We start from the raw sequence: 25756 nt of genomic DNA on the forward strand, positions 1-25756 counted from the left end.
AAAATAATAAAAACATGTGGAGGAATTTAATTATGGCTTATGAATTACCAGAACTACCTTATGCTTATGATGCACTAGTACCAACTATCGATGAGGAAACAATGCACTTGCACCATGATAAGCACCACAACGCTTACTTAACAAACTTAAATAAAGCAATTGAGAATTATCCTGAATTAGCAGGAAAAACAATTGAAGAATTAATTTCTAATTTAGATACTGTACCTGAAACTATTCGTACGGCTGTTCGCAACAATGGTGGTGGACATGTTAACCATAGTTTCTTCTGGACTATCCTTACTCCAAATGGCAGCAGTGAGCCAACTGGTGATCTAAAAGAAGCAATTGAAACAACTTTTGGCAGTTTAGATAAGTTTAAAGAAGAATTTGCCGCTTCAGGCGCAGGACGTTTTGGTTCTGGTTGGGCATGGTTAGTCTTAGATGGGGATAAGTTAGCTGTTATGTCTACTCCTAATCAAGATTCACCATTAACAGAAGGAAAAACACCAATTTTAGGATTGGATGTATGGGAACATGCTTACTACCTAAATTATAAAAACGTTCGTCCAGATTATATCAAAGCTTTTTGGAATGTAGTGAACTGGGACGAAGCAGCAAAAAATTACGCATCAGCAAAATAAATAAAATAAAAAACTCAAGAAATGACTAGTCATTTCTTGAGTTTTTTATTTTATTGTGATACCTAAAGCATTTGCTATAACTAAGGCTTGTACATTACTTAGCGTAAGCCCTTTTAGTAAATCAAGGGAAATTCCTATCCTTTCGAAGGTAGAAGAACTTAAATCTAATGCATTTAAATTTGTTTGTAGTAAGTTAATTCCATCTAATTCACAACGATTAAAATCAAGATTTTTCCATTTTAATTCGTAAAAATCACTTTCTACTAAACTAGTCTTTTCAAAACGTACTTGTTTCAAAGAACCGTAACTAAAAGAACTATAGTTGGCAAAACATCCTGAAAATAATACGTCCATCAATGAGGATTCGGCAAAATTTGTTCCAACTAGCTTAGTATTCGAAAAATGAGTACGTTGAATAATGGACTCAATCATTTCTGTATTGCTAATGTCACAATTATCAAAATGGACATCAATCATTTCAATTTGGTGAAAAATACATTGTTTAAAATGAACATTTATAAAAGATACATTTTTAAAACAAATTTTTTCAAAAGAACTACCGGTAAGTGTACAATCTTTAAAAACCACTCCAGTATAATAGCTTTCATCTTCTAAGGATTCAAAGTCACTGGGAGATAAATTAGAAGATAATTTAGGTGATTTAATTGTGTGTTTATTAATCATTATAACTCCCTTTATCTTTACTTTTATTTGAAAATTTCATTTCTATTAAATATGAAATAGTTAGTATACCCGCTGCAATACTGGTTAAAATAATACCTTCTTTTAACCAAGGAGTTCGGTATTTCAAGCTTACTGAATGTACTCCTGGTTTTATTGGTACGACTAAGAGACTATTTAAAGCTTTTTTAGTCTCAACAGGTACTCCATCTATGAAAGCAGACCAGCCTTTGCTATAAGGAATAGAAGTAAAAAGAAGTTCTTGATCCGATTGAATTTCAATTGCACCTTCTATCAGCGTGTTGCTTTGATTTTTAATCGTTAAACTATTTTTTTGAAGTTTTTTAATGGTAGAAGAAAAAACATCTTGATCAAGTCGGTATAAATCAAAACTATCTAAAGAAAGTCTTGATTTTTTCAGAGCAATTTTAAAGGTAATGGTATCTTCCTTATTGAGATGTGCTAGGTTTAAAACTAAAACATTACGGTAAGTAGGGTATTGAGTAAAGGGTATCCCATTTAAATAGAATGTTACATCCTCTTCCTTGATATCTGGATCTAGCGTCAAATAGTAAGAATCGTTTGTCTTAGGTTTAAATTGGAAAGTAACAGATGCCTCTTTATTGAAAATTTGTTTTACATAAGACTGATTTTTGAAAGAGTGAGTTACTGAAACATTTTGGTAAACAGTTGTATCGAAATCAGTCGGAATAAAGAGACCGGTCTTATTAGGTAATCCAGCCAACGACCGTATAATTGTTTCTTGGAATCGAATAGGCCTATCGTTGGGTGATTCAACAGTCAAGATGCTTCTATCGCTACCAAATAAAAGTGGAAGGGCATAAGGATTTTCATATATAACCGTTTTACTAGACTCTTTAAAAGGTAGATAGCTACGTAAATCAGGTTTAGTCTGGATTAAAGAAAGTTGGAAATCTGGATTAAATAGTTTGTTTTGTTTTTTTTCTTCTAAAAAGGGTGGCTTATCTAATACGTTATTTTCATTTAAAGAATAACGATACAGTTCATTTTGTTCGCTAATGTAGTATTTGATTCCTAACAGTGAATCCGTAATCAAAGTTCCATTTGAATAGGACACAAAACCATCACCAACAGGTAATCCAAGTTGGCCAAAAAATGTAGGCAGTTCTTTTTCAAAAGTAGAACTAAAATGAGAAACACTAGGGTAGTTAGCTTGAAAGCTATCATTTTTAGATCTAGAAAATGTTTTTTCAATTCTATAAAAACCAGTATCTTTATCTTTGATAGTTTCAATATCAGCATTTAATAAATGTTGATACGTTGAAAAAGAATTTTGTTTAACGTAACTTAAACGAGATAAATCTATTTGAGTATTTGTTCCCATTTCAATAATAGTTATTAAAAAAAATAAAAAAGGAAGCCATTTATAATTTTTTGGTTTGATAATGAGCATAAAAATAATAAGAAGGCTAAATACAATGGTCACTATAATTTGAATGGGTTCGATAAAATCATACTCATTTTGATAAACATTTATTCCAACTAGTGCAAGTAAAATTAGACTGAAAAAAGTTTCAAGAGGTCTTAGTCCGTCCATTTTCATAAAACTTCTAAATCCGTTTAGAATCATAAAAAAACAAACAACAAAAGAAAAGCGGTAAGGATACCAAATTGGATATTGCAAAGCATGCCAGACGATATTAAAGGCTTTTAAGTTCATTGAAACAATGAAAAAGAGTGTGAGAACTAAACCGAAAAGTCTTTCACGTAAAGGAAAAGATCGATTAAAAAAATAAAAACAAAAAGACAATAAGGCTAAGCTACCTATAAAAATATTTGGATACCCTGAAGGCATTTGTTCGAAGTTAAATGCTCCAATCATTAATTTAGATAACATTTCATGAAAAGGAAAGGACGTTTCCCAATCAAATGTTAACTTGGTGTAACTAGCTTTACTTTCTAAAAGAGAAAAAAAAGTAGGAAGAAGTAAAAAAGCACTCAAGCCAGCTCCAAGTAAGGAATGCCAGAAAAATAATAGAATAGAAGATAAATTTAATTTAATTTTTTTTATAAATGATAGATTAGAATCATAAGTCATTCCCAATAAACGAAAGAAAAAATAGCTGATTAAAAAAAGACAAATCATATAAGCAATATAATAATTTGAGAACAGGGCCAATGCTAAAAAAAGAGAATAAAGGAGTCCTTTTTTTTCTGAGAGTAAAACTTCAATACCGTATGCAATGAGGGGTAAAAAAATAAGACCATCAAGCCACATAATATTTAATTGATTAACAATCGTGTAGCCCATTAAAGCATAACTAATAGAGAAAGCAACTAAAATAAGTCCACGCCCATTAAATGATTTTTTTAATAACCAACCAAAACTCAGTCCAGTTAAACTAATTTTTAAAATAGTTAAGCAGGTAATAGCCAAAGAAATTTGGTTTTTTGGAAAAATTAAAAAAATAAAATTAAATGGACTAGTTAAATAATATGCCCATAGGCCTACCATATCTCCTCCTATTGATTTTGAAAAAGAATAGAAAAAACTGGAAGGATCTTCATAAAAAGTCTGTCGATAATATGAAAAAAAATCAACATATTGTTGGCCTAAATCTACAGTCATTAGAGAACTGTTTCCGAAAGGATAAACACCTTGTACGATATAAATGATAGAAAGAATCGTACAGGGAATGAAAAAAGCTAAAAGCAGAGGCCATTGATTCTTAAAAAAATTTTTAATCGAAAATTGCAATATAATCACTCCATTAGGATAAGTCATAATAGTACGTAGTTATCTAATCTATAGAATAGCATAAATTACTAAAGAATGATTAAAATTTTGGTCATTCAATGGTTAATTTTGATACAATTTGTTACAATAGACAAAGTTAAGTTGAATAGGATGGTGTCAGATTGAAATCGAATAAAAAGAAAAGTAATAAGAAAAAGTCACATATCCCTTTTCGTTTAAACTTATTGTTTTTCACTGTTTTTTTGTTGTTTGCAGCTCTTATTTTACGTTTGGGCTATTTGCAAATTGTGCAAGGAGAAGAATTTGAAACGCAAGTCCAACGTACAGAAACGACATTAGCAACAGGAACTGTCCCTCGTGGAGAAATTTACGATAGTCAATACCGTAAACTAGTAGGGAATAATCCATTGCAGGCGATAACGTATACAAGAGGTAAGGGAGTATCTGCAAAAGAGATGGCAGTCTTAGCAAAAAAAGTAGCTCAGTATATCGCAATGCCGCATACAACTCAACTAGAAATTGCTGAAAAATTTGATTTATCTAAAAGAGATTTACAAGATTTTTGGATTGCCTTGAATGAAACGAATTTAAATAAGCGCTTATCAAAAAAAGAATTAGCTTTAACTGGATCAGAGTTTTATCAAAAACAAATTAGTTACGTAACAGATGAGGATATCCAGTTCTCGGATGAAGAACAAGAAGCTGCGGCTATTTTTAAAAGAATGAATGGAACGTATGCGTTATCGACCATCAATATCAAAAGTGAAAATGTAACCGATGAAGAAGTAGCTAAAGTGAGCGAAAATTTACTGAGCTTACCAGGAGTAGATACAGGAACGGATTGGGTCAGGACGTATCCCCAAGGCAATACGTTAGAAAGTATTTTAGGTAGTGTTACAACTGAAGCAAAAGGTCTACCAGAAAATAAAGTAGCGACTTATCTTGCAAAAGGATACGCTAGAAACGATCGTGTAGGTAGTAGCGACTTAGAATTAGAATACGAACAAGTTTTTAGTGGATCAAAATCCAAAGCTGCTACAGAGACCAATCAAAATGGAGACATTGTTAACTCTGTTCAAAGTTACATCGGAAAAAAAGGGGATAATCTCGTTTTAACTATAGACATGAACTTCCAAAAAATAGTTGAAGATATTGCCTATAAATCCCTCGCACAAAACCGACAGGGTTTAAATGACAGAGTATACGTCATTGCATCTGATCCTAATACAGGCGAAATTATGGCCATGACAGGACAAAAAGTAAATCCTAAGACAGGTGAAATAGAAGATCATGCTCTGGGTACTATTAATACAGCTTATGTAATGGGTTCTACGGTTAAGCCGGCAACAGTATTAGCTGGCTATATGGATGGTGTACTAACCCTTAATGATAATACACTTGTTGATGAACCTTTAAAGTTTAAAGGTAGTAATACAATCAGTTCAGTTTTTAATAGAGGTGGGAGCATAGCCTTAAATGATATTACTGCACTAGAACGCTCATCAAACGTCTACATGTCTAAAATTGCTATGCGTATGGGTGGACAGTTTTCTTATGCCCCAGGATTAAATTTAAAAATTGATGGAAATGAAGTAATTAAAAAATTGAGAGGGTATTATGGACAATTTGGCTTAGGGTTGAAAACAGGAATTGATTTGCCAAATGAAGGAATAGGATTTGTTGGTGAAGATATTACAGGTGTACAACCGCTCTTCTTCTCTTTTGGTCAATATGACACGTACACTCCCATTCAAATGATTCAATATGTTTCTACTATTGCTAATGGTGGAAAACGTATTGCACCAAGAATTGTCGATGAAATAAGAGGAACAGATGAAGAAGGCAATTTAGGCGCTATAGAGACTCAATTAGAACCTACTATCTTAAATACAGTTAATGTTGGAAAAACAGAATTTAATCGCGCTCAAGAAGGAATGTATCAAGTAGTAAACGGGGCTAACGGTTCAGCTAGAACAGCATTTGTTGGTGCAGAATACAAAGCTGGTGGTAAAACTGGAACAGCTGAGGCTCCTTATGATGGACCAGTTGAAAGCAGCAAAGGATCAAGGGTCGAAAACCGAACTTTCATTGGATATGCACCTTTTGATAACCCTGAAATCGCTGTTACAGTAGTAGTCCCTTATCTTCCTTTACCTAATACGAGTAGAGAAAATACGGCTATTGCACGTCAAGTTTTAGATGCTTACTTTAGAGTAGGAGCTTATAAAAATTTAGATACACAAACGAATCAAAAGAATGCAGAAGAATAAAAAAACTAACTTGTTTAGCCAGTATGATAGGCTAGACAAGTTAGTTTTTTAACGTCCCATTAAGGTAGTAGCTATTTGTTCATAAGTCATTTCACTAGTCAGTTCATAACTACCTGGTCTAATAAATGAAATATAATCATTTTGTTCAAGAAAATTTTCAAATTCAGTAGAATCTTTAATAATGCCTTGATTTTTAACTTGTTCTACTGCAACACTACCTGGATCGCCATCGTTTACAACGATAGTTGCTTTTGTTACAGCAGGTTTTACTGGTTCAACTACTGGTTTTTCTACTGGCTTTTCTACTGGCTTTTCTACTGGTTTTTCCACCGGTTTCTCTGCTGGTTTTTCTTCTGGTTTTTCTTCTGGTTTTTCTTCTGGTTTAACATCTGAAGAGCTTGCTTCATTTTCTTTGGTTAGTTCAGCAACTTCTGTTTCAGCCAATAACTTTTCATATTTTTCTTTATACAATAATTCTTCTTCACTTGGTTTTGTTGCTTTAGTAGCAACCGAGTCCTTAGTGGTTGGCTGGGATTCGTATATGAAAGAGCGATACCCTGCAAGAACAATAGCAGAAATTAAGAAACCAAGTGCTAAAAAACGTAATGCTGGTTTACTCATTTGAAAACTCCTTTGCTCTATTTTTATTTTTCATCAATGTATTCGTCTATGACAACATTGATTGTTGTTTTAGATAATCTTGTTTGATTCGCAATATCTTCTGTAGAAACTCCCTGTGTGTAAAGAGTAATAACGTGCTTTTTAAGAACATCGTGAATTTTTACTGATGTAATTTTTTCTTCCGTGTGAATGTTTAGTTCTTTTTCAAGAATAGAAACGCGTTTTTTTAATCCATAAATATCTTGTAATAATTGTAGAGAAAGTTCCTCAAACTCCTCTTTTATTGCTTCGCCATTATCTTTTTTATAAAAAGACCATCCAATTAAAGCTATGGCAACGACTAGCAAGATAATGACTATTATCCATAAATCCACTATTTTCACCCCTTTTATTTAAACTCCGATATAATTTTAACATATTTCACTTTATAAAAGTAGGTTGTTAAAAAAATTTTTTTATTAACAAATTTTAGTGACGTAAAGTAAAAAAACTTTACATCTTTTAAAAAAATACTAGCATGTTTCAAAAAAAAATGCTATGATATTTAAGTCAGAAGTTTACGAAATGTAACTTCAACTATTGTTTATTGCTTGGAGGGAAAATCATGCGTGTAAATATCACATTGGAATGTACTGAATGTAAAGAACGTAATTACATCTCAAAGAAAAACAAACGTAATAATCCGGATCGTGTAGAATTTAAAAAATATTGTCCTCGCGAACGTGTTGTTACTTTACATCGTGAAACAAAATAACAACAGAATTTCTGTTGTTTTTTTTGTCTCATAATACATTTCGAAAATAGTAAAAACGCTGGAATACTATATTCTTAGCGTTTTTTCTTTTAGGAGGAAAATCAACTATGAAGAAAAAAAAAATCAGAAATCAGGTTATTAGCCTACTCAAAAGCCTAAATAGTGAACAAAAAGCAAAACAGGAAGAAATTTTGATCAAAACGTTAATCGGTACTTCTGAGTGGAAGAGGTCAAAGATCATTGCATTAACACTGGCACAAAAATTAGAGCTAAATACTGATAAGATAATAGAAAAAGCTTGGTCAGAAGATAAAATTGTTGTCATTCCTCGCACTAAGAAAGATAGAAAAATGGATTTTGTTGTTTACAAAAAAGATACACCGATAGAAGTATCTTCTTTTGGACTTAAAGAACCTGCTCGTCATTTGATCGCTACTTTAAAGTCAGATATTGATTTAATTATCGTCCCAGGAGTTGCTTTTTGTGAGACAGGATTTAGAATAGGTTTTGGCGGAGGATACTATGATCGCTTTCTAGCAAATTATGAAGGGGAGACTGTTTCATTAGTCTTAAATGAGCAACAAGTAGGACTATTCGAGGTAGATTCTTTTGATATACCTGTTAATCTTTTGATTACAACAGAAAAGATAATTCGTAAAATAAAATAAGATAGAATGAATTTACTCCTAAGCAGATAAAAGGGTTGTCTGCTTAGGAGTTTTATTTTAAACTATTAGTGTTAACCTTACATTTTGAGTTGTTTAGGCTATTTTTTTAAACGAGCTGGAGAAGAATACGAATGGTCTTTATCTTCTTAACATAAAACGTTTATTTATATGCTATAATTAATCGATAGTTTCTTTGAAAAATATAAAACATTTTTTGTTATTCAACTGTTAGAAATCAAAGATTGGAGTGAAGTTATTGGATTATCAGACACAAATGAAAATGAAGCGTTTTTTTAGACAACCCTTACTAACGTACTTGTTGTTAAGTACTCAAATTTTGTTATTCATCTTAATGACTTTCAATGGCGGAAGCACGAATACAACAACTTTAATTGAATACGGAGCAAAGTTCAATCCTTTTATTGTATGGGGACAGTGGTGGCGCTTAATCACACCTATGTTTTTACATATAGGCTGGATGCATTTGTTAATTAACTCTGTTATTTTATATTTTTTAGGTATTGAATTAGAGAATTATTTTGGCCATTGGCGTTTTGGATTAATTTATTTATTAAGTGGTTTTGCCGGTAATGTAGCAAGTTTTGCATTTAATAATTCTATTTCAGCTGGAGCAAGTACAGCAATTTTCGGATTATTTGGCGCCTCTTTGGTACTAGGCAAACTTTATCCGTACAATCCTGCTGTTCAACAGATGGCGCGTAACTTTTTAACTTTAGTCATTATTAATTTAGTTTTTGGTGTTTTTGATTCTTCGATTGATTTATCCGGTCATATAGGCGGATTTGTTGGGGGTTATCTCATTTCAACAGCAATTAGTGTCAAAGAAACATCATCAACAGTATTAAAAAAGAGAATATCATACGCTGGGCTATTTCTTCTATCTATCGGTCTGATGATTGCTTTAGGTTATTGGAAAGTTCAATTAGTTTTATGATACAAAGCGGTGGTTCTTTGAGGACGCTCTATGATGTCCAACAAATTTTAAAAAGATTTGGTATTTTTATTTATGTTGGCAAAAGAATGTGGGATATTGAGTTAATGATGATTGAGTTAAAAAAAATTCACAGCCAAGGGTTACTTGAAGACAATGAATATTTCAAAGCACTAATGATTCTTAAAAAAGAACACCAGATAGAAATAGAGAAAGAAAATGGAAAATAATGGAGGATAAAAATATGTCAAAAAAATTAATTGGAATTGATTTAGGTGGAACAACAGTTAAGTTAGCAATACTAACTGAAACAGGAGAAATACAAAAAAAATGGAGTGTCTTAACAGACATTTCTGAAGAAGGCTCTAAAATAGTCCCATCTATTGTAGATTCAATTAATGAACACATTGAGCGTTACAATATGTCGAAAGACGATTTTATTGGAATTGGAATGGGCTCGCCAGGAACAGTCGATCGAAAAAATGGTACAGTTGTGGGTGCCTATAATTTAAATTGGAAAGCAATGCAGCCAGTCAAAAAATTAATAGAATCAGGTACTGGTATTCCTTTTGCTATTGACAATGATGCAAACGTAGCCGCTCTTGGTGAGCGCTGGAAGGGTGCAGGAGAGAACGAAGACAATATGGCCTTTTTAACTTTAGGAACTGGCGTAGGTGGCGGAATCGTAGCAGGAGGTGACTTACTTCATGGAACAGTTGGTGCAGCTGGTGAAGTGGGGCATATAACAGTTGATCCTGAAGGTTATGCCTGTACTTGCGGGAAAAATGGTTGTCTTGAAACGGTTGCAAGTGCAACGGGAGTCGTCCGTTTGGCACGAGATTTTGCAGATAAATATGCTGGAGAGTCAAAATTAAAATTAGCCATTGATGATGGTCAGCTAATAACAGCTAAAGATGTATTTGAATTTGCTAAACAAAATGATGAATTAGCATTAATTGTTGTAGATAAAGTAGCTTTTTATTTGGGCTTAGCCTGTGGAAACATAGCGAATATATTAAATCCTTCTACAATAGTAATTGGCGGCGGAGTATCTAATGCCGGTCAATTCTTAATTGATAAAATTCGGAATTATTTTAACACGTTTACCTTTCCAGCAGTTCAAAATAGCTGTGAGATCCGGTTAGCACAGCTAGGAAATGATGCTGGTGTTATTGGTGCAAGTTCATTAATAAAAGAAATAGTATCTAAAAAAATGACTCTTTAAAAAATGATTTAAAATAAAACTGTATTTAAAAAAGTTAGCATTAACTCTAATTTTTTTGGATATGGTTTTATTTTATTAATGGTTAAAACAAGCTAAAGAAAAAAGGCTGTGCTATAATTAAAGAGTATGTGAATAAGGAAAGAGGTAGGTACCATCCAACTTATTAATAATGGGAAACAAAAGGTGAAAATATGAAGATAACGATCTCTACTGTGATGAAATCAGCGTTAACATTGTCCTTTTGCGCCTTTTTTCTAGTTGGTTGCACTAAGGTGTCAACTACTCCTGAAGAAAAAGAAAAAAAACAAGTTCTACATGAACTTCCTCTTGAATATGAAAACTTCAGAAAAATTATCGGATGGGTATCCAATGAAGAAGTTCTTATTCATGCAGGAGAAGGAAATAAAGATACTTTGTATCTATTTGATTTATTTAGTGGCGAAATGACAATTTTATACGAGGTTGATGCAATCATACTGACAGCTGTTATATCTACTGACCAACAAAAAATATTTGTTCAAACGGTTAATGATGAAAATCGAGAGTTGAAAATAATGAATCTTTTGGGAACAGTTGAACAGCAAACAACTATTAAGACAAATGGCTATCTAAACATAAACTGGAATCCTGTTAATCAAGACAACTTGTTTATTTCTTATTACAAACAAGAACAAGAAATGATTGTACAAAATTGGGATATCAATACTAATAAAATAACGAATGTAGAGTCCAGTTCACTAACACCTGTTTGGTATTCAGCAAATCTCTATCTGTATGTAGATAATTTAAATGATTTCTCATTGCAGACTGGCGAATTATATATGGGAGATATTCGTACAAATAAAGTAACTCCAATTAGAAGCCAGGTAACAAATTTTTATTTAAATAATGATACTTTTATTACATTTTCACCATCTGATTTTAATGAAGATGAGTTGTTACTGAATAGGCAGTACCCATTTATGGTGGACAATGGTTTTGTAGCTATTCCAAAAGTCTCAATGAATGATCGTTTAATTTTCCCCTATTTAACCCAATCAAGTAGAGAACAAGCTATTTATGGAATAACTTCCAAGGAACCGACGCAATTAGAAGTAAATTCAGGACAATTTCAGCTCAGTAAATTTGACTTCAATTCTCAAAAAAGCGAGTCTATTATCGATTTACCTGATAATGCTCCTATTAGTATCTCAAAAGATGGCAAGTATTGTTTGTATGGTTGGCGTCACGAATATATGATTGATCTAAAAGAACAAGAGTTGTATCCTTTGATTGAAGCTGAATAATTTTTTAAAATGAATCAACTTAATCTTTTAAAAAAAATACTAGCAATAAACTCTTCTCTTGTGTACAATTATTCATGTGACTATGAGATGAGAGGGGCACTATGAATTGAATATTAATGTTATATTAAATGCTGTTTTGTTAGTTATTGTGATTGTTTGGGGTGGTTATGAACTTTTCCAATACTTTAATCGCAAACGTGCATCAGTAGAACTGACTGAAGAAGAATTTAAAAAAGAAATGCGAAGAGTTCAATTAATAGATGTACGTGAAAAAAATGATTTTGATGCTGGACATATTCTTGGAGCTAGAAACATTCCTTATTCTTTGTTTAAAACAAGAATGGTTGAAATTAGAAAAGATCAACCCGTTTATCTTTATGACTACAATAAGACACTAAGCAGCAGAGCAGCTGTCAGATTGCATAAAGTCGGCTACACGGAATTATACCGACTAAAAGGTGGTTTCCGTGATTGGACAGGTAAAACTAAAAAACATAAATAAATAAAAAATCGTCTCTTTTAAAGAGACGGTTTTTTATTTGTTTGGAGAAATAATTTAATCTTCATCCTTGATATTATCATCTTCTGGTAATAATTCATTCAAGTAGTGTTGTATTTCTACCTTATAGGCTTCTAATGATTTGAAATATAAATTAAATTGTTGTTTATTAACTAAAAGGTTCTCACCATCTGATATAGTGCGGATTTGCTTTTCACGAACTAACCGATAAATTTCTGAGATTTCACTATCTAAGTAATCTGCAGTTTCTTCAAGTGTTAGATACATAGGGTATCCCTCCATTCTTTCTTTACTCCTTTATTTTACGCTATAGTTGAAATAAATACGAGGAAAGGTTTTACTATTTTTATCTAGGCATACTGAATTTTCACGCTATTGTGTTACAATAGAAATGTTATCTTTTATCTTATTTTTTATTGATTGAGATTTTTTTAACTTGAAATAATACATTAACTAGTGGTATAAAAAGAATAAATTTATTTGAAAATAATAAGTAGAGAATGTTTTATAGAGAGGAGAATAGGAGCTGTTTTATTAACTAATTTTATTAGTAATAGATTAGTTAAACAGCATAAAATTATGGAGAAAACCAAAATTATTGCTCATCGTGGAAGTAAAGGAACTCATCCTGAAAATACACTGATTGCTTTTGAAGAAGCTATCCGAGTAGGAAGTGATGGTATTGAGTTAGATGTTCATCTGACTAAAGACGGCAAAGTAGTTGTCATACACGATGAAACGGTAAACAGAACAAGTGACGGAAAAGGACTAGTTCGAGACTTTACTTTAGAAGAATTGAAGCGACTAGATACGGGTAGCTGGTTCGATTCTATTTATGGAATGTGTACTATTCCTACTCTAAAAGAGGTAGTTGATTTATTAAATCGATATTCATTTAAAGGTTTATTAAATGTTGAGTTTAAAACAAATAACTATTCTTATCCAGGGATTGAAAAAAAAGTAGTAGAGATACTTTCAAAACAATCGAATTTTTTTTCAATTGTCTTTTCAAGTTTTAACTATCAGACTCTCATCCGATTAAAAAAAATAGAAAATAAAGCTCAAATTGCTTTACTGTTTAAAGGAACTGGAAAAAATAAAACAGTGTTAGAACAAAATATTCCTATTGAAATGTGGCATACTGATTTAGCATGGTTTAAAAACACTTATTTAACTGAAGAATTCGAGATGCCCATTCGACTGTGGACAATCAACAATGAGGAAGATTTAATCTATTGTTTTGATAAAAAAGTGGCTGGAATTTTTACAGACTTCCCTGAAAAAGCTCTTACCATTCAACAAGAGAGACAACGAGTTAAGCCTAAAATACTCGTAGTTGTTGGTCCTACTGCAGTTGGGAAAACTAGTTTAAGTATTGAATTAGCAAAAGAATACAATGGTGAAATTATCAGTGGAGATTCCATGCAAATTTATCAGAAATTAGATATTGGAACGGCAAAAGTATCTTTAGCTGAACAAGACGGAATAGTCCATCATTTAATCGATGAAGTTACGGTCACCAATCGCTATTCAGTATCTGATTTTCAAAAAAAAGGCAGACAGTTAATTTATGATTGCATAACTAGAGGTAAAACGCCCATTATAGTAGGTGGAACGGGACTTTATATAGAATCTATTCTATATGATGTCAGTCTAGGTGGTACCGGAGAAAGTAATTTAGATTTTCGTGCTAAAAAAGAGTCTGAAGCACAAAAACTAGGAGTGCGCTATCTGTGGAATGAACTTGAAAAAATAGATCCAGTTTCAGCAAAAGCTATTCATGCAAACAATGTTAGACGCGTGATTCGTGCATTAGAAGTTCATCATACTACTGGAGTTCTTTTTTCTAATTATCAAGGAGAGCGCGAAGAAAAAGAATTGTTATTTGATGTGAAAATAATTGGTTTGACCACTGATCGTTCTATTTTATATGAACGAATCAATCAACGTGTTTATAAAATGATGGAACAAGGGCTTGAATCAGAGGCAAGATGGCTGTATAACCAAAATATAAAAGACTCGCAGGCAATGCGAGGAATAGGTTATAAAGAATGGATTCCATATTTTGAAAACGAAGGTACAATTGAAAATGTGATTACTGAAATCCAACAAAATTCGAGAAGATACGCTAAAAGACAATTGACTTGGTTCAAAAATCGCACAAAAAATGTCAGTTGGTGGGATTTAGTAGATGAACCAGAATCAAAAGAGAAATTGAAACAAGAGATTAAGTGTTTTTTGAGTATTTAGTTTTAATAGGAAAGGCAGGTTGGAGAGATGGAAACAAAAAAAGAGCAAGAAAAAGTTGTCTTAGTCGGAGTTCAAACGAGAGAAACAGATTCTGACTTCAATTATTCCCTAAATGAGCTGGCTCAATTAACCGAAACAGCTTTAGGTACAGTTGTTGGAGTGTTAACACAAAAAAGAGAGCGCGTAGACTCTCGTACATTTTTGGGTAAAGGAAAGTTAGAAGAGTTGGTTCATCTGGTCGAAGAAACAGAAGCTGATGTAGTGATTTTTAATCAAGCGTTAACTCCTGGTCAAACTAGGAATATTCAAGAGTCCATTGATGTAAAGATTATTGATCGAATTCAGTTAATTTTAGACATTTTTGCTATGCGTGCCAAGAGTAAAGAAGGAAAATTACAAGTGGAGTTAGCTCAGCTTCAATATATGTTGCCACGTTTAGCTGGACAAGGAATAAATTTATCTCGCTTAGGTGGAGGTATTGGGACAAGAGGTCCTGGTGAAACAAAACTAGAAACAGATCGTCGTCATATTCGTGACCAAGTCAATGATATTAAAAAAACGTTAAAAGAAACTGGGAAGCACCGCGATAGAAGTCGAACACAACGTAAAGAAAGTGGCGTGTTTCAGATTGGGTTGATTGGGTATACTAATGCAGGAAAATCTACCTTATTAAATGCTCTAACTCAAGCAGATACGCATGAAGAAGACCAATTATTCGCCACTTTAGATCCTTTAACAAGGAAGCTAGTACTACCAACCGGTACTAAGGTAACACTAACCGATACTGTTGGATTTATTCAGGATTTACCGACCGAACTAATAGAAGCTTTTCAATCAACCCTGGAAGAAACGCGTACTGTTGATTTATTGTTACATGTCGTCGATTCTTCAGCTGAAAATATGGTTGGACATGAAAAAACAGTTGTAAAATTATTAAAAGACTTAGATATGGATCATATTCCATTTTTAACCGTCTACAATAAAAAAGACTTAGCTGATTCATCTTTTTCACCAGGATTATTTCCAAATATAGTGATGTCGGCTAAAAATAAGGCTGATGTAGCTAATTTACTAGATGAGATTGTAAATAGGATGAAAACGATTATGATTGATTATCAGATGACTATTAACGTTTCTGAAGGACATCTATTAATTCGTTTGAAACAAGAAACAATTGTACTATCAGAAGAATATATAGAAGAAGACAATCATTATCTCGTTAAAGGATACATGAAAAAGGATTCGAAATGGAATGGAGAGAATCAATTAAAATGAGTTGGAATAGCGAGTATGATACAGCATTAAATGATCGAATAAAAAGTGTGGAAGAAATGATTAAGCCTGTTCACGAACAGATACATGAAAATGCTTTAGCTAATCAGTTTAAAGTATTATCTAGTTTTAGAGATAAAAAAGTAACCGAACAAAATTTCAATCCTTCAACAGGCTATGGCTACGATGATTATGGTCGAGATATTTTAGAAGAAGTTTACGCAGACGTATTCAAAGCAGAAGCAGGACTTGTTCGACCACAAATAATTTCTGGTACACACGCAATAGCAACAGCCTTATTTGGTATTATGCGTCCGGGTGATGACTTATTGTATATTACAGGAACACCCTATGATACTTTGTTAGAAATTGTTGGTGTGACTGGAAAAGGGATTGGCTCTTTTAAAGAATACCAAATGGGATACGACTATGTTGAACTTTTAGAAGATGGGAGTGTTGATTTAAAACGAGTAAGAGATAAAATGACTGCAACAACCAAAGTTATAGCTATCCAACGCTCACGTGGATATGCAGATCGCCCATCCTTTACAATCGAAAAAATTGAAGAAATGATTCAGTTCGTTAAATCTGTTGATCCATCAGTCATTGTTTTTGTTGATAATTGTTACGGTGAATTTGTTGAACAAAAAGAACCAATAGAAGTAGGAGCCGATTTAATGGCTGGTTCATTAATTAAAAATCCAGGTGGAGGATTAGCCAAAACAGGAGGATATATTGTTGGTAAGTTAGATTTAATTGAAGCATGTGCTTATAGATTAACTTCTCCTGGAATTGGTCGTGAAGCAGGTGCATCATTATATAGCTTACAAGAGATGTATCAAGGCTTTTTTATGGCTCCTCATGCTGTTGGTGAAGCTTTAAAAGGAGCTGTTTATACAGCTGCACTTTTAGAGTCATGTGGGATAGAAAGTTCCCCTAAATGGAATGATGAACGGACAGATTTAATTCAAATGATTTCGTTGAATGATAAAGAACGGATGATTCAGTTTGCACAAACCATCCAAAAATATTCTCCGATAAATGCTCACGTAACGCCAGTTGGTGCGTATATGCCCGGTTATGAGGATGATGTAATCATGGCTGCAGGAACATTTATTCAAGGTTCCAGTATTGAATTAACGGCAGATGGTCCCATTCGTCCACCTTATACATTATACGTTCAAGGTGGATTGACTTACGAACATGTTAAATTAGCTGTTAGTTCAGCAGTTTCAGAATTATTTTTTTAAAAAATTAAATAGTAGAAATAAAATACGCACACGGGTGACTAATTTTTAGTTATTCGTGTGTATTTTATTTTTTTCCTTACTTAGCTATAGTTAAAAAACTAACATGTACATGTTAGCAAAATTTTGACATTCTTTTTGAGCCTTGTTACAGTAGTAAACGAAGAAAATAAAAAAAGTTGCACGATGAAAGGGCGAATTTTTAAATTATGAAAAATTTTACTAGAGAAGAAATCGTAGCAAGTGCAAAAGAAAATAATGTTCGTTTTTTACGTTTAATGTTTACTGATATTGATGGAACGGTTAAGAACGTTGAGGTACCAATTAGCCAACTAACTAAAGCGTTAAATAATGAAATGATGTTTGATGGTTCTTCAATTGATGGTTTTGTTCGAATTGAAGAAAGCGATATGTTCTTGTATCCAGATTTAGGTACATGGTTAATTTTTCCTTGGGAAATTGGCAACGGAAAAGGCAGTGTTGCTCGTTTGATTTGCGATATTTATAACGCTGATGATACGCCATTTTCTGGTGATCCACGCACGAATTTAAAACGCGCTTTAAAAGAAATGGAAAAAATGGGCTTTAAGGAATTTAATTTAGGACCTGAACCTGAATTTTTCTTATTTAAACTCGATAAAAATGGGAAACCAACACTAGAACTAAATGATAATGGTGGATATTTTGATTTTGCTCCGACAGACTTGGGAGAAAATTGCCGTCGTGAAATTGTATTACATTTAGAAGATTTAGGTTTTGAAATTGAAGCAAGTCACCATGAAACAGCTCCAGGACAGCATGAAATTGACTGGAAATATGCTGATGCTCTTGAAGCTTGTGATAACATTCAAACGTTTAAATTAATTGTTAAAACAGTAGCTCGTGAGCATGGATTACACGCTACTTTTATGCCAAAACCTTTAGAAGGTGTAAGCGGATCTGGTATGCACTTTAATATGTCTTTATTTAATGAAGAGGGCAATGCCTTTTATGATGAGTCAGATAAATTAGGACTTAGTAAAACAGCATATCACTTTTTAGCTGGTATAATTGATCATGCTTTAGCTTATACAGCCATTTGTAACCCAACTGTCAATTCTTATAAGCGTTTAATTCCAGGTTATGAAGCCCCTGTTTATGTCGCTTGGAGTGCACGAAATCGCTCACCTTTGATTCGTGTACCAAGTTCTCGTGGAATGTCTACACGTTTTGAATTACGTAGTGTTGATCCTAGTGCAAATCCTTATCTTGCATTAGCTGTTTTATTAAGATCAGGTTTAGATGGAATCCAGAATGAAATGGTTCCAGCAGAGCCTATTGATCGTAATATTTACCGTATGACAACTGAAGAAAGACACGAAAAAGGAATCATTGATTTGCCATCTACTTTACACAATGCCTTGAAGTATTTAGGTAAGGACGAGATAGTGAAAGATGCTCTTGGACCGCATATCTATAATAGTTTTGTAACATCTAAAAAAGTAGAATGGGCAGCTTATCGTGAACAAGTGTCTGAGTGGGAACAAGAAAAGTATATGACTCTTTATTGAAAAATGTTTTTAAAAAGTAAGTTTATCACCCAAAAAAGAAACAACCTGATAAAGGTTGTTTCTTTTTTAGATTGTTTTCAAATAAAAAGTTCAATGTTAGAACTTGTGACATACAAACGAACGAATCATTGACAGTTGAAAAAAAAATTGCTATTCTTAAAAAGTAAGATAGGGAGGTTAGATGATGAGAGAAAAAGAGCTAAGACGTTCAATGGCTGTTTTTACAATTGGAACAGTTATGAAGTTAACGGATTTAACAGCCCGACAAATACGATATTACGAAGAACAAGAGTTAATACAACCGGAAAGAAATGAAGGCAATCGTAGAATGTTTTCATTAAATGATGTTGATGCCCTTCTTGAAATAAAAGATTATATAGCTGAGGGAATCAATATGGCAGGTATTAAACGAATTTATGAATTTAAAGAAATAGAAAAGCCAATGACTAATCATAAACAAAAAAATAATCCCACTTTAACTGATGATGATGTTAGACGTATTTTGCACTCAGAGTTTCTGTCCATTAGTGGTTATAATCCGGCAAATAAGTCTACTCTTATTGATCCTAATCGCCTTTTTTAAGTTGAAAATCCTATTTTAAAATTAAAACCAAAAAATAGTTAGACATTTTAAATAAATTCTTTGAAAAGAGGCAAACAAAATGGACTCGATACTTATTCTATTTGAAAAACGTATTCAAGATAATAAAAGTTTAACTCCAAAAATGAGAGATATTCTTAAAGCGAGTTTAGAATTATTCTCATGTAAGGGGTATTCAAATACATCAACAAAAGATATCGCAAAAGCTGCTAATGTAGCAGAAGGAACAATCTTCAAACACTTTGGATCAAAAGAAAATTTACTCTATGCTACGTTGATTCCTCTTTTAAAACACACACTTGCACAAGAGTGGAAAGACCAATTAACTTTAGTTAAACAAAATATCGAAGCGTATCCTTTTCCAGTTTTTTTGAGAGAGGTACTAGAAGAAAAAACAACCTATGCTGGAGATAATATAAAAGTATTCAAAATTCTTTATATGGAGTTTATCTATCAGGAAGATATGCGTAAAAATCTTATTACCTTAATCCCAAAAGATATTATTAAAGAAATTAATGAGGTATTAGATTATTACAAAAAGAAACAGCAAGTGGTAGATTTACCGAATAAAGAATTATTCCGATTTCTTGCGGGAACCTTAATGACTTTCGTTATAACTGTTGAATTAATTCCTGCTACAGAGGAAAAGAAAGCATCAGAAATGGAGAATATGATTGCCTTCTTAATAAAGGGACTTACTCCTGAGCCAATGACTTGACAATAAGATTCAATAAAATTATACTCTTAGAATAGCTAAATGAGTGATTGCTCACTTTGGGGCAAACGAAAGGAATGATAAGCGGATGGCTTTTTTAGAAGTAAAAAAACTGAATAAATATTACCCAATTGGAGATGACAAACAATTCCATGCTTTGAAAGATGTTGATTTGTCATTCGAAAAAGGTGAATTAGTATCTATCATTGGAGAATCAGGTAGTGGAAAATCTACTTTGATGAATCTTTTTGGTGGACTTGATTCAAAATTTGATGGAGAAATTTTAGTAGAGGGAAAAAATATTGGGAGCTATACTGAAAAACAAATGGTGCAATACCATAAAGAGAAAATAGGATTTGTTTTCCAAAGTTTTAATCTCGTATCCCATCTCTCAATTTTGGACAATGTTACATTAGCGATGACACTATCTAATGTAGACAAAGAAACTCGCATGGAGCGAGCAAAAACAATATTAGAACAATTGGGTTTGAAGGAACAATACGATAAAAAGCCTGAACAATTATCAGGAGGTCAAAAACAACGTGTTGCTATTGCTAGAGCATTAGTAAATGATCCTGATATTATTATTGCAGATGAGCCAACAGGAGCGTTAGATTCCGAAACAAGCGAACAGGTTCTTGATATTATCCAGCAGATTGCAAAAGGCGGGAAATTAGTAATTCTTGTAACACACTCAGAGCGAGTAGCAGAAAGATCTAGTCGAGTTGTAACGATCGCCGATGGTGAAATTATAGACGATAAACAAACAGGGCCTTTGAAAGAAGTAGAAACTAGCTTTAGTTTACGTTCACTTGATGAGAAGCAGATAAATAAAAATTTATCCATTTTTTCAGCTATTCGAATGGCTCTTTTAAATATGAAAGAAAAATTAGGTAGAAATGTACTGATTGCATTAGGCGGCAGTATTGGAATTATGAGTATCGTTTTGATGTTATCTTTAGGTAGAGGCGTTAATGATTACTTAACCGAAACAATGAATGAAAATGTTAATCCTTTAGTTATTGAGGCGTCTATGACGGATGCAACAGAGTCTGAAAAAGCTAAAAAAGAACGAGAAGAAAAAGAAGCTGAAAAAAGTAAAATTAGCGAAAAAGTTCCTGGTCTACCCGGAGAAAATAGTGCTGGCAGTCAAAATTCAGAAGTAGAGTTTACTGGCCCACCAGGTACAGGAGCGAAGTTACCATTTGAAGCAGAAAATAGTAAAGAGCTTAGAGAAATTAAAAATGTTAAGAATGTTACAGAAGGATTTACTTCTTTTTCTTTCACTAAAAATGCAATAGAATTTGAAGATGAGAGCTACACGTACATGAACTTTGGTACTGTATCACCAGACATTACGCCTTCTAATATTATTTTTGGAGAATTACCTAAAAATAACGAGGTTTTAATTACAGAAGGTCTTGCTACAAGTATAAAAACTAATCCAGCTGATATGATTGGTGAGGAAATTAGTGTGAAAATTGATACTGGTGAGGATACATTAGAGGGTATGTATACGATTAGCGGTATCTTCAGCCCTGGAGATTCAGCTGGTCCAGCAGGTATCTTTGATTCTGTGTTTATGACGATGGAAACTTTTGACGCTTTGAATCAAGAATCAGATAAAAACATAAAAGCAAATGTTCTTTATCTTACTTCTGAATCTGAAGAGTTTACAAAAGAAATTAAAGATCAAGTAAAAGAATTGGGGTACGCTGGTTCTTCTGCTGATATTTTGACCGATATTTTTAGCAAAATGTTGGATATCTTTACGTATATCTTAACGGGTGTGGCAGCTATTTCTCTATTAGTATCTGCAATCATGATACTAACAGTTCTTTACATTTCGGTTGTAGAACGAACTCAAGAAATTGGCGTTATCAAAGCTATCGGTGGTCGTAGAAAAGATATTAGAAGAATATTTGTTTCTGAATCATTTTTAATTGGACTATTTAGTGGTATTCTCGGTGTAGGACTAGCATTAGGATTATCTTTCGTTGGAAATATTTTTGTCGAAAGAATATTTGATGCAACTGTCCTTCATATGACTCCAGCATTTGCGATAGCAGGCATTCTTGTCAGTGTTGTCATTAGTGTATTAGCGGGTCTGTTACCAGCAAGTAAAGCAGCTAAATTAGATCCTGTAGAAGCGTTAAGAAGAGGATAGGCATTAGTTTTAAATGACTATTTTTGAATTAAGTCTATAAAAGAAGAAAGTAGCCTACCAATAAATTGGTAGGCTACTTTTTGTATAAAAATCAATAAAGTATACATAAATATGTAAATCTAAAAAGAACAAATAAAAAAGCACTCACGGAATGAGTCCTTTTTTTATTTTATTCTTTTCTACTACCTAATTAACTTAGCGACTGATCAAATATAGAGAAATACTTTTAAATAAGCATTTGTATTAAAAAAACTGGTTTAAAGATTAAAAATTTACGTCTCAGGAGAGGTTCGAACTCCCGACCGTTCGCTTAGAAGGCGAATGCTCTATCCAGCTGAGCTACTGAGACATTTCTTAACAACAGAGTTTATTATATGGGAAAATGAATAAAAAGTCAACGCTATTTTGTATTTAAATATTATTTCTTTTGAATCCCTATGTTGGATTATTCACATGGGAATTTTTAACTAGTTTAATCGGTTTATTTTGTTTTCTGAAATAAAATAAAAAAGCGCTATTCTTAAAGTATTGCTTAAAGTTGGATTGAAAATAAATTGAAATTAATTGTTCCTATTATTGTGAAAAGAAGAAGATGAAAAGGATTGAAACCGGATAAATGGTTGATTTTAATAGACTTATCTATTTCACAAAGAAATACTATATATAGTATGTAAACGTTTTGTGAATATAAGTGACATCTATATATGGTATATGTTATGATTGTAAAACAACTAAATAGTGTGTAAGATGTTAGAAGTAGAAAGAAGTTGTAGCTACTAAAATAAAGACAACTTCCAAACCAATATTTTAATTCAAAGGGGTAATTAATATGGATCATAACGGAATCATCATTTATTCAAAACCAAACTGTATGCAATGTAACTTTACGAAAAAATATTTAGACGATAAAGGTGTAAACTATACGATAAAAGATATTTTTGAATCTGAGGTTGCACTAGAAGAAGTAAAACAATTAGGGTTTACTTCTGTTCCAGTTATTTCAGTTGAGGGTAAAGAAGCATTTAATGGTTTTCGTCCTGATCTTTTAGACTTATTAGTATGAAAATAGTTTACATGTCCTTAACAGGACAAACTAAAAAGTTTGTTCATAAGCTTGAGATGGATTTGTTGGAGATTACTCCTACGAATCCTTATATTTTTATTGAAGAACCCTTTATAGCAGTTGTTCCTACTTATGAAATTGAAGCGACTGAAATAATGAATGATTTTATTGAAACAGGGAGCAACCTATCCTATTTCAAAGGAGTAGCTGGTGGAGGAAATTTAAATTTCGGGAAATTGTTTGCTTTTACAGCAAAAGATTTAGCTGAAAAATATGAGGTTCCTTTGTTGCACACTTTTGAATTTCAAGGGAATGAAGAAGATGTCCGAAAATTAAAGAGAGCGGTGAAAGAACTTGGATAAACCAGTATTAGCAACCAAGCCAAAAGATGTAACCTATTTTAAATTAAACAATGAATTGAATCGTCCGGTTAATGGATCTATTCCGTTAAAAAAAGATCGTGAAGCAGTACGTGCTTATTTCTTAGAATTTGTTAATCCGAATACAGTTTTCTTTTATACATTAGATGAAAAATTGGATTATTTGATTGAAGAAGATTATATAGAAGAAGAATTTATTAATCAGTATGATCGAGCTTTTGTAAAAGAATTATTTGAAGACATTTATAGCCGCAAATTCCGTTTTCGTTCTTTTATGTCTGCTTTTAAATTTTATACTCAATACGCTTTGAAAACAAATGATGGAGAACGCTTTTTAGAACGCTACGAAGATCGTATTGTGTTCAATGCTCTTTACTTGGCGGGTGGAGATAAAGAAGTCGCACGTACGATTGCCGACGAAATTATCAATCAACGTTATCAACCAGCAACACCAACTTTTTTAAATGCTGGACGTAAGCGTCGTGGCGAATTTGTCTCTTGTTTTTTAGTTCAAGCAACAGATGATATGAACAGTATCGGACGTGTTATAAATAGTGCCTTGCAGTTATCCCGTATCGGTGGAGGTGTTGGTGTAAACCTAACAAACTTGCGTGCTGCAGGAGATCCAATCAAGCAAATTGAAAATGCTTCAAGTGGTGTCATACCTGTTATGAAATTATTAGAAGATAGTTTTAGTTATTCTAACCAATTAGGCCAAAGAAATGGTGCAGGTGCAGTTTATTTAAATGTTTTCCATCCAGATATCGTTTCTTTCCTGTCAACAAAAAAAGAGAATGCTGACGAAAAAGTACGAGTCAAAACCTTGTCACTTGGCCTAGTAGTACCGGATAAATTTTATGAACTTGCAGCTCGCGATGAGCAAATGTATTTGTTTAGTCCATACGATGTTGAGCGTATTTACAATCGTCCTTTTGCTTATGTAGATATTACAAAAGAATATGAAAATATGGTAAATAATGAAGAAATCCGTAAATCAAAAATTAGTGCACGTGAATTAGAGAATGAAATCTCCAAATTGCAACAAGAGTCTGGCTATCCTTATATTATCAATATTGATACTGCTAACCGAGAAAATCCGATTCATGGAATAATTACGATGAGTAATCTATGTAGTGAGATACTACAAATCCAAGATCCTTCAATAATTAATGATGATCAAACTTACGAAAAACTAGGAACAGATATTAGTTGCAATCTAGGATCTACAAACATTGTTAACTTAATGAAGGCAAAAGATTTTGGCCATTCTGTTGATGCAATGGTTCGTGCACTAACAATGGTAACCGATCAATCCAGTATTGCTGCTGTACCCTCTATTAAAAATGGAAACGATAAATACCACACTATTGGTCTTGGTGCTATGGGACTTCATACGTTCTTAGCTTTAAATCAAATAGACTATGGTTCACCTGAGTCAGTAGAATTTACAGATGTCTATTTTATGATGTTAAATTACTATACGTTACAATCCAGCAATAGAATAGCAAAAGAACGTCAAGAAACGTTCTATAACTTTGAAAAATCTTCTTATGCAACAGGAGACTACTTTGATAACTATATCCAAAGTGACTACGTATTTGAAAGTGAAAAAATTAAAGGTTTATTTGATACATTATCTGTTCCTACTAGAGAAGACTGGTTGAATCTTAAGTCAGCTGTTATGACTGACGGGTTGTATCATCAGAATCGTTTAGCTGTGGCCCCAACTGGTTCTATAAGTTACGTGAATGAAACGTCAGCAAGTTTACACCCAATTACTCGCCTCATTGAAGAGCGTCAAGAAAAGAAAACAGGAAAGACATACTATCCAGCACCCTTTTTATCTAATGAAACACTGCCTTATTATAAGTCTGCCTACGACATTGATATGCGTCGTGTTATTGATGTATATGCAGCGGCTCAAAAACACATTGATCAAGGAATGAGTTTAACCTTATTTATGCGTTCAGAAATTCCAGAAGGTATGTATGAATGGAAAGAGGGACGTACGACTAAACAAACCACTCGCGATTTAAATATTTTACGCCATTATGCTTGGCGTAAGGGAATTAAATCCATTTATTATGTAAGAACGTTTACGGAAAACTCAGAAGAAATAGGCTCAAATGATTGTGAGAACTGCAGTATTTAAA

Annotated in this window: 24 protein-coding genes and 1 tRNA gene; 19 read left to right on the plus strand and 6 right to left on the minus strand. The window is 32.8% G+C overall.

Features of this window, described 5'->3' with window-relative positions; all coding sequences use genetic code 11:
- Positions 1-32: 32 nt before the first annotated feature.
- Positions 33-641: a superoxide dismutase gene (locus ACMHYH_RS04540; protein WP_414840148.1), complete on the plus strand. Its 609-nt coding sequence runs from the start codon at positions 33-35 to the stop codon at positions 639-641.
- A 45-nt stretch (positions 642-686) separates the two neighbouring features.
- On the opposite strand, the gene ACMHYH_RS04545 is transcribed toward ACMHYH_RS04540, so the two are convergent.
- Together ACMHYH_RS04545 and ACMHYH_RS04550 are read right to left on the minus strand one after the other, a co-directional pair.
- Positions 687-1325 (minus strand): pentapeptide repeat-containing protein, encoded by a 639-nt coding sequence (locus ACMHYH_RS04545; RefSeq protein WP_414840149.1) that lies wholly within the window; start codon positions 1323-1325, stop codon positions 687-689.
- Positions 1318-4089, minus strand: coding sequence for a YfhO family protein (locus tag ACMHYH_RS04550; protein ID WP_414840150.1), 2772 nt, complete (start codon positions 4087-4089; stop codon positions 1318-1320). The genes ACMHYH_RS04545 and ACMHYH_RS04550 overlap by 8 nt, the downstream gene beginning before the upstream one ends.
- A 134-nt stretch (positions 4090-4223) precedes the next feature.
- On the opposite strand from ACMHYH_RS04550, the gene ACMHYH_RS04555 reads away from it, so the two are divergent.
- Positions 4224-6332 carry a peptidoglycan D,D-transpeptidase FtsI family protein gene (locus tag ACMHYH_RS04555; RefSeq protein ID WP_414840151.1) on the plus strand — a complete coding sequence of 703 codons (2109 nt, stop codon included), beginning with the start codon at positions 4224-4226 and terminating at the stop codon, positions 6330-6332.
- A gap of 48 nt (positions 6333-6380) precedes the next feature.
- Here ACMHYH_RS04555 and ACMHYH_RS04560 read toward each other — a convergent pair whose 3' ends face one another.
- Together ACMHYH_RS04560 and ACMHYH_RS04565 are read right to left on the minus strand one after the other, a co-directional pair.
- Positions 6381-6953, minus strand: coding sequence for a hypothetical protein (locus ACMHYH_RS04560; RefSeq protein WP_414840152.1), 573 nt, complete (start codon positions 6951-6953; stop codon positions 6381-6383).
- A gap of 23 nt (positions 6954-6976) precedes the next feature.
- A complete protein-coding gene (locus ACMHYH_RS04565; RefSeq protein WP_414840153.1) occupies positions 6977-7327 on the minus strand; it encodes a hypothetical protein in 351 nt (116 codons plus the stop codon).
- Between the two features lie 230 nt (positions 7328-7557).
- Between ACMHYH_RS04565 and rpmG the strand changes: the two genes are divergently transcribed.
- From rpmG to ACMHYH_RS04600, 7 genes are all read left to right on the plus strand, one after another.
- Positions 7558-7707 carry a 50S ribosomal protein L33 gene (gene rpmG / locus ACMHYH_RS04570; protein ID WP_034536796.1) on the plus strand — a complete coding sequence of 50 codons (150 nt, stop codon included), beginning with the start codon at positions 7558-7560 and terminating at the stop codon, positions 7705-7707.
- Positions 7708-7814: 107 nt separating this feature from the next.
- Positions 7815-8375, plus strand: coding sequence for a 5-formyltetrahydrofolate cyclo-ligase (locus ACMHYH_RS04575; RefSeq protein ID WP_414840154.1), 561 nt, complete (start codon positions 7815-7817; stop codon positions 8373-8375).
- A gap of 256 nt (positions 8376-8631) precedes the next feature.
- Positions 8632-9330: a rhomboid family intramembrane serine protease gene (locus ACMHYH_RS04580; RefSeq protein ID WP_414840155.1), complete on the plus strand. Its 699-nt coding sequence runs from the start codon at positions 8632-8634 to the stop codon at positions 9328-9330.
- A 17-nt stretch (positions 9331-9347) separates the two neighbouring features.
- Complete coding sequence (locus tag ACMHYH_RS04585) at positions 9348-9557, plus strand: YqgQ family protein (RefSeq protein ID WP_414840346.1); 210 nt, start codon at positions 9348-9350, stop codon at positions 9555-9557.
- A 14-nt stretch (positions 9558-9571) separates the two neighbouring features.
- Positions 9572-10552 carry an ROK family glucokinase gene (locus ACMHYH_RS04590; RefSeq protein ID WP_414840156.1) on the plus strand — a complete coding sequence of 327 codons (981 nt, stop codon included), beginning with the start codon at positions 9572-9574 and terminating at the stop codon, positions 10550-10552.
- A gap of 191 nt (positions 10553-10743) precedes the next feature.
- The gene (locus tag ACMHYH_RS04595) at positions 10744-11838 is read left to right on the plus strand and encodes a hypothetical protein (protein ID WP_414840157.1); all 1095 of its coding nucleotides are present in this window, start codon (positions 10744-10746) and stop codon (positions 11836-11838) included.
- A gap of 106 nt (positions 11839-11944) precedes the next feature.
- Positions 11945-12340 (plus strand): rhodanese-like domain-containing protein, encoded by a 396-nt coding sequence (locus ACMHYH_RS04600; RefSeq protein WP_414840158.1) that lies wholly within the window; start codon positions 11945-11947, stop codon positions 12338-12340.
- A 54-nt stretch (positions 12341-12394) separates the two neighbouring features.
- On the opposite strand, the gene ACMHYH_RS04605 is transcribed toward ACMHYH_RS04600, so the two are convergent.
- The gene (locus ACMHYH_RS04605) at positions 12395-12640 is read right to left on the minus strand and encodes a hypothetical protein (RefSeq protein WP_414840159.1); all 246 of its coding nucleotides are present in this window, start codon (positions 12638-12640) and stop codon (positions 12395-12397) included.
- 297 nt (positions 12641-12937) lie between these two features.
- Here ACMHYH_RS04605 and miaA point away from each other — a divergent pair, with 297 nt between their 5' ends.
- From miaA to ACMHYH_RS04640, 7 genes are all read left to right on the plus strand, one after another.
- Positions 12938-14608: a tRNA (adenosine(37)-N6)-dimethylallyltransferase MiaA gene (miaA, locus tag ACMHYH_RS04610; RefSeq protein WP_414840160.1), complete on the plus strand. Its 1671-nt coding sequence runs from the start codon at positions 12938-12940 to the stop codon at positions 14606-14608.
- Positions 14609-14635: 27 nt separating this feature from the next.
- Positions 14636-15883, plus strand: coding sequence for a GTPase HflX (gene hflX / locus ACMHYH_RS04615; RefSeq protein WP_414840161.1), 1248 nt, complete (start codon positions 14636-14638; stop codon positions 15881-15883).
- On the plus strand, positions 15880-17130 hold the full coding sequence (locus tag ACMHYH_RS04620; protein ID WP_414840347.1) for an aminotransferase class I/II-fold pyridoxal phosphate-dependent enzyme: 1251 nt from the start codon (positions 15880-15882) through the stop codon (positions 17128-17130). The genes hflX and ACMHYH_RS04620 overlap by 4 nt, the downstream gene beginning before the upstream one ends.
- Before the next feature lie 206 nt (positions 17131-17336).
- On the plus strand, positions 17337-18677 hold the full coding sequence (gene glnA, locus ACMHYH_RS04625) for a type I glutamate--ammonia ligase (RefSeq protein WP_414840162.1): 1341 nt from the start codon (positions 17337-17339) through the stop codon (positions 18675-18677).
- A gap of 184 nt (positions 18678-18861) precedes the next feature.
- Positions 18862-19260: a MerR family transcriptional regulator gene (locus ACMHYH_RS04630; protein ID WP_414840163.1), complete on the plus strand. Its 399-nt coding sequence runs from the start codon at positions 18862-18864 to the stop codon at positions 19258-19260.
- 79 nt (positions 19261-19339) lie between these two features.
- The gene (locus ACMHYH_RS04635) at positions 19340-19996 is read left to right on the plus strand and encodes a TetR/AcrR family transcriptional regulator (RefSeq protein ID WP_414840164.1); all 657 of its coding nucleotides are present in this window, start codon (positions 19340-19342) and stop codon (positions 19994-19996) included.
- A gap of 85 nt (positions 19997-20081) precedes the next feature.
- On the plus strand, positions 20082-22160 hold the full coding sequence (locus tag ACMHYH_RS04640; RefSeq protein ID WP_414840165.1) for an ATP-binding cassette domain-containing protein: 2079 nt from the start codon (positions 20082-20084) through the stop codon (positions 22158-22160).
- A 275-nt stretch (positions 22161-22435) separates the two neighbouring features.
- On the opposite strand, the gene ACMHYH_RS04645 is transcribed toward ACMHYH_RS04640, so the two are convergent.
- Positions 22436-22509: transfer RNA gene (locus tag ACMHYH_RS04645), tRNA-Arg, on the minus strand.
- A gap of 480 nt (positions 22510-22989) precedes the next feature.
- On the opposite strand from ACMHYH_RS04645, the gene nrdH reads away from it, so the two are divergent.
- Genes nrdH through nrdE form a run of 3 tightly spaced genes read left to right on the plus strand, consistent with a single transcriptional unit; the run spans position 22990 to position 25755 of the window.
- On the plus strand, positions 22990-23223 hold the full coding sequence (nrdH, locus tag ACMHYH_RS04650; protein ID WP_414840166.1) for a glutaredoxin-like protein NrdH: 234 nt from the start codon (positions 22990-22992) through the stop codon (positions 23221-23223).
- On the plus strand, positions 23220-23585 hold the full coding sequence (nrdI, locus tag ACMHYH_RS04655) for a class Ib ribonucleoside-diphosphate reductase assembly flavoprotein NrdI (RefSeq protein ID WP_414840167.1): 366 nt from the start codon (positions 23220-23222) through the stop codon (positions 23583-23585). The genes nrdH and nrdI overlap by 4 nt, the downstream gene beginning before the upstream one ends.
- On the plus strand, positions 23578-25755 hold the full coding sequence (gene nrdE, locus ACMHYH_RS04660) for a class 1b ribonucleoside-diphosphate reductase subunit alpha (RefSeq protein ID WP_414840168.1): 2178 nt from the start codon (positions 23578-23580) through the stop codon (positions 25753-25755). Before nrdI ends, nrdE begins: the two co-directional genes overlap by 8 nt.
- The last annotated feature ends 1 nt before the right edge of the window (position 25756 follow it).

It is taken from the genome of Carnobacterium sp. TMP28 (assembly GCF_047553015.1).
In the GTDB taxonomy this organism is placed as follows: Bacteria; Bacillota; Bacilli; order Lactobacillales; family Carnobacteriaceae; genus Carnobacterium_A.